This is a genomic window from Streptomyces sp. NPDC041108, from assembly GCF_055592645.1.
Window position 1 is genome coordinate 107,754 of record NZ_JBVIYK010000002.1, and the last position, 12,495, is coordinate 120,248.

A 12,495-nucleotide genomic window follows, 5' to 3' on the forward strand; every position below is an offset into this window, starting at 1 on the left:
CCGCGAACCCGGGGGACCGAAAGCGCGTGCCCTGCGACGGTGGCCTCCCGGGGAACAAGAGGCGCAAGGGGAGTGAGGGGCAACGTAAGTGGCAATGCGTACTTATGGGTGATGCCGTTCCAAAACGGACCATCTCTCGGGTGAGGTGGGCGAATGCCTCGTGGCGGACCCCCGCGTTCGGGCCTCGCGAGAATGTGCCAGAGTTGCCACGTCCGCCCTGTCAGCACGTACCGTACGGCAACACAGGCGGACCAGGTGGGGCCAGCGGGAAGGGGCATCCGGTTTGACCACGCACGCACCGCAGGCGGCGCAGGCCGTGACCCTGCCCGGCTCGCTCGACGAGGCCGTGGCGGCTCTCTCCGCCATGCCCTGGGCGGTTCCGGTGGCGGGCGGCACGGACCTCATGGCCGCGGTCAACTCCGGGCAGCTCAGGCCCGCCGCGCTGGTCGGGCTCGGCAGGATCAGCGAGATCCGCGGCTGGCAGTACCAGGACGGACACGCTCTCCTGGGGGCGGGACTGACGCACGCCCGGATGGGGCGCCCGGACTTCGCGGCGCTCATTCCGGCGCTCGCCGCCGCCGCGCGCGCCGCCGGACCACCGCAGATCCGCAACGCCGGCACCCTCGGCGGCAACATCGCGACGGCCGCCCCTACCGGGGACGCGCTGCCCGTGCTGGCCGCCCTGGAGGCCACGCTGATCATCGCGGGCCCGGGCGGGGTCCGGCGCGAGATGCCTGTCTCGCACCTGCTGGCCGGCATGGAGATGTTGCGGCCCGGTGAACTCATCGGCTTCGTGCGCGTGCCGCTGCTGCACGCGCCGCAGGTCTTCCTGAAGGCCACCGGCCGCACCGGCCCCGGCCGCGCGGTCGCCTCCGTCGCCCTCGTCCTCGACCCCGCCCGGCGCGGGGTGCGGTGCGCCGTCGGGGCCATAGCGCCGATGCCGCTGCGGCCCCTGGACGCCGAGACCTGGGTCGGCCAGTTGATCGACTGGGACGGCGAGCGCACCCTCGTGCCCGAGGCGCTGCATGCCTTCGGCGAGTACGTCGCCGCCGCCTGCATCCCCGACCCGGCCCCCGAGGTCGACGGCACCGTGGCACCACTTCCGCCCGCCGTACTGCATCTGCGGCGCACCGTCGCCGCGCTGGCCCGACGAGCACTGGGGAGGGCACTGTCGTGACCGACGACCAGCACGGAGAAGGCACCCCGCAGCAGGGGAGCCAGGGCGGCTGGGAGCGGCTGCCGCAGGGTGACTACGACGACGGCGCCACGACGTTCGTGCAGCTCCCCGAGGGGGGCATCGACGCGCTGCTCGCCGCCGACAGTCCGCTGGCCGCGCCCGGGCACGGCTACGTCCCGCCGCAGATAGCGGCAAACCCCGTCAACCCCGTCAACACCGTCGACACGGCGCACACCGCCGGGACCGACCCGTCCGTCCCGGGTACGTGGGCGATGCCGGCCGGGGGTGCCGAGTGGCACGACCCGAACGCCGGGCAGCCGCAGCCGCCGGCCCAGGACGGGTTCACGTACAACCCCGCCTCGACCGGGCAGTGGACGTTCGAGGAGCCTGCCGCGCAGGAAGGGGCCGCTCCCGGTCACGATGTGACGGGCGAGTGGTCGATTCCGGTCGCGGGTGGTGACCTTCCGGACGAATCCGGGGAGTTCAGCACCTCGGCCCTCGTCGAGCAGTGGGGCGGCACTCCGCCCGCCACGCTGCCCGGCGGCGCCGCCGCGCCCTGGGCCACCGAGGAGATCGGCACGGCGTGGACCGCGCCGCCCCCGGCCCGCCCCGAGGAACACCCGGCCGAGGAACGCGCGGCCGAGGACGGAACGCCGGGGGAGAGCGCGACGGGCGTCGCCCAGGAAGCCGACGGGAAGCCCTCGACGGCCTCTGGGGAGGCGTACGCCGACACGGCTTCCGAGACCGCCGGGCCGTCCCCGGAGGCCGCCCAGGACCCCGCTGAGCCGGTCGAGGCCGAGGCGCACGCCGACGCCGAGGCCCCCGACGGGACCGAGGGCGCACCCGATCGACCCGAGGCGCCGGAGACGGCCCCCGGGGCGGACACCGAGGGCGACGCGGAGCCGTCCGCCGACGAACCCGCTCCGGCCCCGCCCCCGCACGACGACCACCCCCTCGCCTCCTACGTCCTGCGCGTCAACGGCACCGAGCGGCCCGTCAGCGACGCCTGGATCGGCGAGTCCCTGCTCTACGTGCTGCGCGAGCGGCTCGGCCTCGCGGGCGCCAAGGACGGCTGCTCGCAAGGTGAGTGCGGCGCCTGCAACGTGCAGGTCGACGGCCGGCTCGTGGCGTCCTGCCTGGTCCCCGGCGTCACCGCCGCGGGCAGCGAGGTACGTACCGTCGAGGGCCTCGCCGCCGACGGGCAGCCCTCCGACGTGCAGCGGGCCCTCGCCCGGTGCGGTGCCGTCCAGTGCGGGTTCTGCGTGCCCGGCATGGCGATGACCGTGCACGACCTCCTGGAGGGCAACCCCGCCCCCACCGACCTGGAGACCCGCCAGGCGCTGTGCGGCAACCTCTGCCGCTGCTCCGGCTACCGGGGCGTCCTGGCGGCCGTCCGTGACGTCGTCGCCGAACGCGAGGCGCACTCGGCCGCCGCGAACGAGGCCGCCGCCGCGGACACCGACGAGGCACGCATCCCGCACCAGGCGGGCCCCGGCGCCGGCGGCGTCAACACGGCCGCGTTCGACTCCCGGAACACACCCCCGCCGGCGCCGCACGACCCCGACCGGTCCTACGGCGGCCAGGGGTTGTCGTTCACCGCCCCGGACGACTCGTACGGCGGCCAGGGCCAGTCCTTCGCCGGCCAGGGCGACACGTACGGCGGCCAGGGGCAGAACTTCGCCGGCCAGGGCGACACCTACGGCGGGCAGGGCCAGAACTTCGCCGGTCAGAGCGGCACCTACGGCGGCCAGGGCCAGAACTTCGGCGGCCAGTCCCTCGGCGGCCAGGACGACTCGTACGGCGGCCAGGACGACTCGTACGGCGGCCAGGACGACTCGTACGGCGGTCAGGACGACTCGTACGGCGGTCAGGGCCGGTCGTTCGGCCAGGACGGAGGCCAGGCGTGAGCAACGAAACCGTCATCGCGACGCCCGCGGGCCCCGGCGAGGCCGCGGCCGCCCCCGAGCCGGTGCCGCACGGCCTGGGCGTGTCCCTGCCGTCCGCCGACTCCCGCGCCAAGTCCGAGGGCACCTTCCCGTACGCGGCCGACCTGTGGGCCGAGGGCCTGCTGTGGGCCGCCGTGCTCCGCTCCCCGCACCCGCACGCGCGCATCGTGTCCATCGACACGTCCCACGCGCGCGAGATGCCCGGCGTGCGGGCCGTCGTCACCCACGAGGACGTGCCGGGCGTCGCCCTGCACGGCCGGGGCAAGGCCGACCGGCCCCTGTTCGCCTCCGAGGTCGTCCGCCACCACGGCGAGCCCATCGCGGCCGTCGCCGCCGACCACCCGGACACCGCGCGGATGGCCGCCGCCGCCGTCATCGTCGAGTACGAGGTGCTCGACCCGGTGATCGACCCGGAGCAGGCTTTCGAGGCCGAGCCCCTGCACCCCGACGGCAACCTCATCCGACACATCCCGCTGCGCCACGGCGACCCGAACGCGGCCGGCGAGGTCGTCGTCGAGGGCCAGTACCGCATCGGCCGCGCGGACCCCGCCCCCATCGGCGCCGAGGCCGGTCTCGCCGTGCCCCGCCCCGACGGCGGCGTCGAGCTGTACGTGGCCTCCACCGACCCGCACACCGACCGCGACGCGGCCGCCGCCTGCTACGGCCTGGCCCCCGACCGCGTCAAGATCGTCGTCACCGGTGTCCCCGGCGCCACCGCCGACCGCGAGGACCAGGGCTTCCAGCTCCCGCTCGGCCTGCTGGCCCTGAAGACGGGCTGCCCGGTCAAGCTGACGGCCACCCGCGAGGAGTCCTTCCTCGGCCACGCCCACCGGCACCCCACCCTGCTGCGCTACCGCCACCACGCGGACGCCGAGGGCAGGATCGTCAAGGTCGAGGCGCAGATCCTGCTGGACGCGGGCGCGTACGCCGACACCTCCTCGGAGGCGCTGGCCGCCGCCGTCTCGTTCGCCTGCGGCCCGTACGTCGTCCCCAACGCCTTCATCGAGGGCTGGGCGGTCCGCACCAACAACCCGCCGTCGGGCCATGTGCGCGGCGAGGGCGCGATGCAGGTGTGCGCCGCGTACGAGGCGCAGATGGACAAGCTGGCGAAGAAGCTGGGCATCGACCCGGCGGAACTGCGCATGCGCAACGTGATGTCCACGGGCGACGTGCTGCCGACGGGCCAGTCCGTGACCTGCCCGGCCCCGGTCGCCGAACTCCTCCAGGCGGTCCAGGAGTTCCCGCTCCCGGCGCTGCCCAAGGACACCCCCGAGGACGAGTGGCTGCTCCCGGGCGGCCCCGAGGGCGCGGGCGAGCCCGGTGCCGTCCGGCGGGGCGTCGGCTACGGCCTCGGCATGGTCCACATGCTCGGCGCCGAGGGCGCGGACGAGGTCTCCACGGCCACCGTGAAGGTCCACGACGGCATCGCGACCGTGCTGTGCGCGGCCGTCGACACCGGGCAGGGCTTCTCCACCCTTGCCCGGCAGATCGTCCAGGAGACCCTGGGCATCGACGAGGTCCACATCGCCCAGGTCGACACCGACCAGCCTCCGGCCGGCCCGAGCTGCCGGGGCCGCCACACCTGGGTCTCGGGCGGCGCGGTGGAACGGGCGGCCAAGATGGTCCGCACCCAGCTGCTGCAGCCCCTGGCCCACAAGTTCGGCATGTCCACGGAACTGCTGCAGATCACCGACGGCAAGATCACGTCGTACGACGGTGTCCTGTCGACCACGGTCGCGGAGGCGATGGACGGCAAGGAGCTGTGGGCCACCGCCCAGTGCCGCCCGCACCCCACCGAGCCGCTGGACGAGGCCGGCCAGGGCGACGCGTTCGTGGGCCTGGCGTTCTGCGCGATCCGCGCGGTCGTGGACGTCGACATCGAACTCGGCTCCGTACGCGTCGTGGAACTGGCCGTCGCCCAGGACGTCGGCCGGATCCTCCACCCGGCACAGCTCGCCGCACGCATCGAGGCCGGAGTCACCCAGGGGGTGGGCGTGGCCCTCACGGAGAACCTCCGCACCCCCCGGGGCCTCATCCGCCACCCCGACCTCACCGGTTACGCCCTGCCGACCGCCCTGGACGCCCCCGACATCCAGATCGTCAAACTGGTGGAGGAACGGGACGTCGTCGCCCCCTTCGGCGCGAAGGCGGCCAGTGCGGTGCCGGTGGTCACGTCTCCGGCGGCCATCGCGGCGGCCGTCCGGGCGGCCACCGGACGTCCCGTGAACCGGCTGCCGATCCGGCCGCAGGCCGCGGTGGTGACGGCGACCTAGGGTCGCGCGGGCGAGCCCCGGCAGGGCCCCTGGGACGCGTGTTCGCGTGTACGTCGGGCGTTGTCGGTGGGGCGGCGTATGGTTCTCGACAGTGGGGACGACGACCGCTCGGCGGCGCGTGATCCCCACGGGGGACGCACACCGCGAACCATGTGCCGGGGGGAGCCATGAGCACAATGACGATGGGGACAATGGGCCTGACGGACCTGAACGACCTGAACGATCTGCACGACCTGAACGATCTGCACGACCTGGCGGCGCTGACCGGGCGGCCGGCCACGCGCTCCGGACTGGCGCTGGACCTGCCCGCGCGGCTGCTGGACGAGGAGTTCGGCCAGAGCAGAGTGTGGCGCTTCGAGGACTTCGACTTCCCGGCCACCCTCACCCACGAGCCGACCCGCCGCTTCCTGCGGGACATGGGCCTGCCCGAGGACCACGGCTTCTTCCAACTCGACACGGACATCCCGCTGCCGACGCTCGCCGAGTACCTGGCGGACGCCGGCCGGCCCGCCGGTTCCGGCCGACTCCCGGACAGGGCCGCCCACTTGATCCGCCTGGGCCACTTCGTCGAGGGCAGCAGCCTCGTCGTCGACGGCACCACCGGTGCGATCCTCAACTGGAGCGAGACCGAGGCGACCCTCTGCCCCCTCCACGCCGACATCTCCACCCTGGCCTTCACCCTCTGGCTCCTCCACCGCGAGAAGCACGAGGGAACGGCCACGGGCTGCTGGGTGGAGACCCTGCGCAACAGGGCCTGCGCGGACCTCTGAGCCCACCGGCCACACGAAGACGGCCGACCGCTGGAAGCGGTCGGCCGTCACACCGGGCTGGAGACCGCGGCGGGATTCGAACCCACGTAACTCGCTTTGCAGGCGAGTCCCTGAACCACTCGGGCACACGGTCGGGTCGTGAGCGTCACAGTCGTGGTGGCTGCCGCTCCGAACTCGATGAGTAGACCGTAGGCGGGGCCCGGGCGGGGACTCAAGGGAACCGGGGGCGCTGCAACGGGACTGCCACACGCCGTTCATGAACGGGGGGCGTACGACCAAGGTCCCAGGCGGTGGGGGACTCCGGACAGGGGCGTATGTCGGTGGTGCCCCTTACGCTGGCGGGCATGGCCGACTCCGAAGCGCGTGACACGGGCGTCACGCTGAACCCCGCCCCGCCCACCGGTCCCGAGGGCGCGGACAGTGTGCTGAGCCGTTCCTACCGGGGCCTCAGTATCGGGATCGTGTCGGTCGTGCTGCTGATCGCCTTCGAGGCCATGGCGGTCGGTACGGCCATGCCGGTCGCGGCGCGGGAACTGGATGGGATCCCGGCGTACGGGTTCGCGTTCTCGGCGTACTTCACGACGAGCCTGTTCGGGATGGTGCTGGCGGGCCAGTGGGCGGACCACCGGGGGCCGTTGGGGGCGCTGACGGCGGGGATCGGCGCCTTCGCCGCGGGCCTGGTGCTGTCCGGGACCGCCGGGGTGATGTGGCTGTTCGTCCTCGGGCGGGCCGTGCAGGGGCTCGGCGGCGGGCTGGTGATCGTCGCGCTGTACGTGGTGGTCGGACGCGCGTACCCGGAGCGGCTGCGGCCGTCGATCATGGCGGCCTTCGCGGCGAGCTGGGTCGTCCCGTCCGTGGTCGGCCCGCTCGCCTCGGGCGCGGTGACCGAACAGCTGGGCTGGCGCTGGGTGTTCCTGGGTATTCCGGTGCTCGTCGTCCTGCCGCTCGGGCTCGCGCTGCCGCAGATACGGCGCAGGGCCTCCGGGCCGGTGCGCACGGCGGGAGCGGCGCGGCCCGCCGGCTCCGCCTTCGGCGGCCGCCGCATCCGGCTCGCCCTCGCCATCTCGCTCGGCGCCGGGCTGCTGCAGTACGCGGCCCAGGACCTGCGGTGGTGGTCGGTCCTGTCGGCGGCCGCGGGGGCCGGGCTGCTCGTGCCCGCGGTGCTGGGGCTGCTGCCGCGCGGGACGTACCGGGCGGTGCGGGGGCTGCCGTCGGTGGTGCTGCTGCGCGGGGTCGCGGCGGGGTCGTTCGTGGCGGCCGAGTCGTTCGTGCCGTTGATGCTGGTCACCCAGCGGGGGCTGTCGCCGACGCTCGCGGGGTTCTCGCTCGCGGCGGGCGGGGCGACCTGGGCGCTGGGGTCCTGGGTGCAGGCACGGTCGCGGGTGGAGCCGTACCGGGAGCGGCTGATGACGGCGGGGATGCTGCTGGTCGCGGCGGCGATCACCACGCTGCCAGGAGTGCTGGCCGAATCGGTCCCGGTGTGGACCGTGGCCGTCGCGTGGGCCTTCGGCTGCTTCGGGATGGGGCTCGTCATCTCCTCCACCAGCGTTCTTCTGCTGCAGCTGTCCGCGCCGGAGGAGGCGGGGACCAACTCCGCCGCGCTCCAGATCTCCGACGGTCTCACCAACGCGCTGCTCCTCGCGGCGGGCGGCGCCGCTTTCGCCGCGCTGGGCGGCGGCGCGGTCGGCCACACGGCCACCACGACCGCCGGCGCCGCCTCCCACCCGGCGGCCTTCGTCGCGGTGTTCCTGCCGATGGCGGGGGTGGCACTGGTGGGGGCGTGGGTGACCACGCGGCTGCGGGACTCATGAATTGGTACCACCTTGGTACCGATGGTGGTACCAAGGTGGTATGGCTATGAATCTTCGTCTGCGAGACGACCAGCAGGAAGCGCTCAAGCTGCGGGCCGAGGAGGAGGGGCGCAGCATGCACGCCATAGTGCTTCAGGCGATCGATCGGTATCTGGAGCAGGAGGCCGACCGGGCCACGGTGCGCCGCTTGGGGGCCAAGTATGCGGCGGGCCACGCCGATCTGCTGCGCAGGCTGGGGGAGTAGTGAAGTACCTGACGGTCCAGGAGGTTCTGGACCTGGCGGAGCTGGCGTGTGGAGAGCAGACGCGGGTTGCCGTGCGTGACCTGGGTCTGCTCAGCTCCGCTGTCCATCGTCCGCAGTCCCAGATGTTCGGCGTGGAGGCGTACACGGACCTTTTCGAGAAGGCTGCGGGACTGCTTCAGTCGCTCGCCGTCAATCGCCCCTTGGTCGACGGCAACAAACGTATGGCGTGGATGTGCACTGTCGTCTTCCTCGACTTCAACGGTACCGAGATGCTCCATGTCGACCAGGACGAGTCCTACAAGCTCGTCATCGAAGTGGCCGCCGGAAGCCTTGAGGAAGTCGGCATGATCGCCCGGCGACTGAGGGGGCTGCACGAGGCGATGTGAAGTGGGTCCCATCCCGCTGTGCTCCGGCGTCGTACGCGCGTTGACGCGGTACCGCCGCCGGTAGGGTGGCCCGGTTGTCATACGTAGCCGGGGTGTCCGCGTCGCTGCGCGAGTCGTCCGGGGCTACCCGCCTGCCGCTCGACCCCCAGACCGGAGACCGTGACTACCACCGCCACCTCCTCGAACCACCACCTCTCTCCCGCCTTCCCCGGCCGCGCGCCATGGGGCACGGCCAGCAAGCTGCGTGCCTGGCAGCAAGGGGCGATGGACAGGTACATCCAGGAGCAGCCGCGGGACTTCCTCGCGGTCGCGACCCCGGGTGCCGGGAAGACGACCTTCGCGCTGACGCTCGCGTCCTGGCTGTTGCACCACCACGTCGTGCAGCAGGTGACGGTCGTGGCGCCCACCGAGCACCTGAAGAAGCAGTGGGCCGAGGCCGCGGCACGCATAGGGATCAAGCTGGACCCGGAGTACAGCGCGGGGCCGCTCAGCAAGGAGTACGACGGCGTCGCGGTCACGTACGCGGGTGTGGGCGTACGGCCCATGCTGCACCGCAACCGCAGCGAGCAGCGCAAGACCCTCGTCATCCTCGACGAGATCCACCACGCCGGTGACAGCAAGTCCTGGGGCGAGGCATGCCTGGAGGCGTTCGAGCCCGCCACCCGGCGGCTCGCGCTCACCGGCACGCCCTTCCGCTCGGACACCAACCCCATCCCCTTCGTGACGTACGAGGAGGGGGCGGACGGGATCCGGCGGTCGTCCGCCGACTACACCTACGGCTACGGCAACGCGCTCGCCGACAACGTCGTGCGGCCCGTCATCTTCCTCTCCTACAGCGGCAACATGCGCTGGCGGACCAAGGCGGGCGACGAGATCGAGGCCCGCCTCGGCGAACCCATGACCAAGGACGCGGTCAGCCAGGCCTGGCGTACGGCCCTCGATCCGCGCGGCGAGTGGATGCCGAGCGTGCTGCGCGCCGCCGACCAGCGGCTCACCGAGGTCAGGAAGGCCATCCCGGACGCCGGTGCCCTCGTCATCGCCACCGACCAGGACTCCGCCCGCGCCTACGCCAAGCTGATCCGTGAGATCACCGGGACGAGCGCGACGGTCGTCCTCTCCGACGACTCCGGCGCCTCGAACCGTATCGACGAGTTCAGTCACGGCACCGACCGCTGGATGGTCGCCGTGCGGATGGTGTCCGAGGGCGTCGACGTGCCCCGGCTGGCCGTGGGCGTCTACGCCACCACCATCTCCACCCCGCTCTTCTTCGCCCAGGCCGTCGGACGTTTCGTACGGTCCCGGCGGCGCGGCGAGACCGCGTCCGTGTTCCTGCCGACCATCCCCGACCTGCTCACCTTCGCCAACGAGATGGAGGTGGAGCGGGACCACGCCCTCGACAAGCCGAAGAAGGAGGGCGAGGAGGACCCGTACGCCGAGGAGGACAAGCTCCTCGCGGAGGCGGAGCGGGAGCAGGACGAGGACACCGGCGACCAGGACATGCTGCCGTTCGAGGCGCTGGAGTCGGACGCCGTGTTCGACCGGGTCATGTACAACGGCGCCGAGTTCGGTATGCAGGCCCATCCCGGCAGCGAGGAGGAGCAGGACTACCTCGGCATCCCGGGTCTGCTGGAGCCGGACCAGGTGCAGTTGCTGCTCCAGAAGCGGCAGGCGCGGCAGATCGCGCACAGCCGCAAGAAGCCGGACTCCGAGGCCGACCTGGTGGAGCTGCCCGCCGACCGGCGGCCCGTCGTCACCCACAAGGAGCTGCTGGAGCTGCGCAAACAGCTCAACGGCATGGTCGGCGCGTACTCCCATCAGTGCGGCAAGCCGCACGGCGTCATCCACACCGAGGTGCGGCGGGTGTGCGGCGGACCGCCGAGCGCCGAGGCCACGGCCGGGCAGCTGCGGCAGCGCATCGCCAAGGTGCAGGAGTGGGCCACCCGGATGAAGTGATCCGGAGCGTGCGCGCCGTGGCCCGCGTGACGCGCCCGCACATTTCACAACAAATACAAGTAGTCCGTACCGGTCACTGCCCGGATTCTGGACGGAGTCTTCCGCTCAGCGAACCGGCTCGTCTACTGTCCCGCTACGCATACGCCCCGTGGCAGCGCCGCCGCGGAGCGCAGCCGTGAAGCGACTTTGCCCGGATGATCCGGGTTCAGCCGATCGGCGGCCTCTGTGGCGCGGCGCCGACGGGACCGGTGACGCATCAGCCGTGACAGGGGTTGCCGCCTCACCCAAGAAGGAGTGGGTGTCGTGACCGCGGAGACCTCTCAGACACTCGACCGGGGACTGCGTGTCCTCAAGCTGCTGGCCGACACCGATCACGGACTGACCGTCACCGAGCTGTCCAACAAGCTCGGGGTCAACCGAACCGTCGTCTACCGCCTGCTCGCCACCCTGGAGCAGCACTCCCTCGTACGCCGTGACCTCGGCGGACGCGCCCGGGTCGGGCTGGGCGTGCTGCGGCTCGGGCGGCAGGTGCATCCGTTGGTGCGGGAGGCCGCGCTGCCCGCGCTGCGGTCGCTGGCCGAGGACATAGGCGCGACCGCCCATCTCACGCTCGTCGACGGGACCGAGGCGTTGGCCGTCGCCGTCGTCGAGCCGACATGGACGGACTACCACGTGGCGTACCGGGCCGGCTTCCGGCACTCGCTGGACCGGGGGGCCGCGGGGCGGGCGATCCTGTCCGGCCGGCAGCAGCCGGGGGACTGGCCCGGGTACGCGCTCACGCACGGTGAGCTGGAGGCCGGCGCCAGCGGGGCCGCCGCGCCCCTGCTCGGGGTGTCCGGGGTCGAGGGCAGCGTGGGGGTCGTCATGCTGGCGGACGCGGTGCCGGAGCGGGTCGGGCCGCGTGTCATGGACGCGGCCCGAGAGGTGGCCGACGCGCTGCGGTGACGCGCTGCGGTGACGCGCGCCTCCCCGCCGTCTCGACCGGCCGCCCGGTTCAGCGGGTTCGGCCGGCTTCCTCGGTTCCGTCGACTCGGCCGTCCAGTGAGCCGAGCCAGTCCAGCAGGTGGGCGGTGAAGGCGTCCGGCTTCTCCATGTTGACGTAGTGCGCGGTGTCCTCGATGGAGACGGCCCGGCCCTCGCCCGCGACCGTCCTGGTCAGGCGCTCGGCCATGGCGATGAGGTCGGGGGCGTCCAGGGCGCCGTTGACGGCGAGGGTGGGCACGGTGATGGTGGTGGCGCGGGCCCAGGTGTCGGTCACCGGGACGTTCCAGTCCGTCTCGCCGAGGGTGTGCTTGGCCGCGGTGGCGCGGCTCATCTCCCGTACGCGCCGCACGATCTCGGGGTCCACGTCCTCGACCTTGCGATGCGGGCCCGCCACGACCTCGCCGGCGATGTCGAGCCACCCTTCGATGTCCCCCGACATCAGCGCGCCGTAGTACCGGGCGGTGCTGTCCTTGGTCCACGGGTCGGTGAACTCGGGCTCGCTGGTCCCGACGCCGCTGACGACGAGGGCGCGTACGAGGTCGGGGTGCTCCAGTGCCGTGTCGACGGCGATGCCGCCGCCCATCGACAGGCCGACCAGGACGGCCGGGCCCGTGTCCAGGTGGCGCAGCAGCGCGGCGAGGTCGTCGGTGAACCGGAACGGCCCGCTCGCGTTGGCGGAGGCGCCGTGCCCCCGGGCGTCCGGCGCGATGACGCGGTGGCCGGCCGCCAGGGCGGGCACCAGGTCGCGCCACATGCGGTGGTCCGTGAAGCCGCCGTGCAGCAGCACGAGCGGGGCGCCCGTGCCCACGTCCTGGTAGGCGAGCGGGCCGTCGTCGGAGGGGAATGTGCGCAGGGGTACCTGCGAGGCATCGGTCATGACAACCAGGGTGTCATGTTGGGGAGGAAGTGACAACCAGGTTGTCATTCTGCTCGTGGTGGAGCCCGAGCGTG

General features: G+C 72.8%; 10 protein-coding genes and 1 tRNA gene. 9 read left to right on the forward strand and 2 right to left on the reverse strand.

Going from position 1 to position 12,495, the window contains the following annotated elements; genetic code table 11:
• Positions 1–283: 283 nt before the first annotated feature.
• The 4 genes from ACZ6BB_RS06410 to ACZ6BB_RS06425 all read left to right on the forward strand — a co-directional run bounded on the left by ACZ6BB_RS06410 (position 284) and on the right by ACZ6BB_RS06425 (position 6,166).
• Positions 284–1,177, forward strand: a complete 894-nt coding sequence (locus ACZ6BB_RS06410; protein ID WP_471614191.1) for an FAD binding domain-containing protein — start codon at positions 284–286, stop codon at positions 1,175–1,177.
• Positions 1,174–3,084 carry a (2Fe-2S)-binding protein gene (locus tag ACZ6BB_RS06415; RefSeq protein WP_471614192.1) on the forward strand — a complete coding sequence of 637 codons (1,911 nt, stop codon included), beginning with the start codon at positions 1,174–1,176 and terminating at the stop codon, positions 3,082–3,084. The genes ACZ6BB_RS06410 and ACZ6BB_RS06415 overlap by 4 nt, the downstream gene beginning before the upstream one ends.
• Positions 3,081–5,396: a xanthine dehydrogenase family protein molybdopterin-binding subunit gene (locus ACZ6BB_RS06420; protein WP_471614193.1), complete on the forward strand. Its 2,316-nt coding sequence runs from the start codon at positions 3,081–3,083 to the stop codon at positions 5,394–5,396. The genes ACZ6BB_RS06415 and ACZ6BB_RS06420 overlap by 4 nt, the downstream gene beginning before the upstream one ends.
• A gap of 167 nt (positions 5,397–5,563) precedes the next feature.
• Positions 5,564–6,166 (forward strand): SUKH-4 family immunity protein, encoded by a 603-nt coding sequence (locus ACZ6BB_RS06425; RefSeq protein WP_471614194.1) that lies wholly within the window; start codon positions 5,564–5,566, stop codon positions 6,164–6,166.
• Positions 6,167–6,224: 58 nt separating this feature from the next.
• Here the strand turns inward: ACZ6BB_RS06425 and ACZ6BB_RS06430 are convergent.
• A tRNA-Cys gene (locus ACZ6BB_RS06430) sits at positions 6,225–6,299 on the reverse strand.
• Positions 6,300–6,510: 211 nt separating this feature from the next.
• Between ACZ6BB_RS06430 and ACZ6BB_RS06435 the strand changes: the two genes are divergently transcribed.
• The 5 genes from ACZ6BB_RS06435 (at position 6,511) to ACZ6BB_RS06455 (ending at position 11,505) form a co-directional block, all read left to right on the forward strand.
• The gene (locus ACZ6BB_RS06435) at positions 6,511–7,977 is read left to right on the forward strand and encodes an MFS transporter (protein ID WP_471614195.1); all 1,467 of its coding nucleotides are present in this window, start codon (positions 6,511–6,513) and stop codon (positions 7,975–7,977) included.
• Positions 7,978–8,023: 46 nt separating this feature from the next.
• The gene (locus ACZ6BB_RS06440) at positions 8,024–8,221 is read left to right on the forward strand and encodes an Arc family DNA-binding protein (protein WP_013003224.1); all 198 of its coding nucleotides are present in this window, start codon (positions 8,024–8,026) and stop codon (positions 8,219–8,221) included.
• On the forward strand, positions 8,221–8,607 hold the full coding sequence (locus ACZ6BB_RS06445; protein ID WP_471614196.1) for a type II toxin-antitoxin system death-on-curing family toxin: 387 nt from the start codon (positions 8,221–8,223) through the stop codon (positions 8,605–8,607). Before ACZ6BB_RS06440 ends, ACZ6BB_RS06445 begins: the two co-directional genes overlap by 1 nt.
• A gap of 159 nt (positions 8,608–8,766) precedes the next feature.
• The gene (locus ACZ6BB_RS06450) at positions 8,767–10,560 is read left to right on the forward strand and encodes a DEAD/DEAH box helicase (RefSeq protein ID WP_471614197.1); all 1,794 of its coding nucleotides are present in this window, start codon (positions 8,767–8,769) and stop codon (positions 10,558–10,560) included.
• A gap of 303 nt (positions 10,561–10,863) precedes the next feature.
• The gene (locus ACZ6BB_RS06455) at positions 10,864–11,505 is read left to right on the forward strand and encodes an IclR family transcriptional regulator (RefSeq protein WP_275458136.1); all 642 of its coding nucleotides are present in this window, start codon (positions 10,864–10,866) and stop codon (positions 11,503–11,505) included.
• 49 nt (positions 11,506–11,554) lie between these two features.
• Here the strand turns inward: ACZ6BB_RS06455 and ACZ6BB_RS06460 are convergent, their stop codons facing one another.
• Positions 11,555–12,421 (reverse strand): alpha/beta fold hydrolase, encoded by an 867-nt coding sequence (locus tag ACZ6BB_RS06460; protein WP_471614198.1) that lies wholly within the window; start codon positions 12,419–12,421, stop codon positions 11,555–11,557.
• Positions 12,422–12,495: the final 74 nt, after the last annotated feature.

Coding starts and splice junctions, on each gene's coding strand:
- ACZ6BB_RS06425 (WP_471614194.1), top strand. CDS start 5,564: ATGAGCACAATGACGATGGGGACAATGGGCCTGACGGACCTGAACGAC.
- ACZ6BB_RS06435 (WP_471614195.1), top strand. CDS start 6,511: ATGGCCGACTCCGAAGCGCGTGACACGGGCGTCACGCTGAACCCCGCC.
- ACZ6BB_RS06440 (WP_013003224.1), top strand. CDS start 8,024: ATGAATCTTCGTCTGCGAGACGACCAGCAGGAAGCGCTCAAGCTGCGG.
- ACZ6BB_RS06460 (WP_471614198.1), bottom strand. CDS start 12,421: ATGACCGATGCCTCGCAGGTACCCCTGCGCACATTCCCCTCCGACGAC.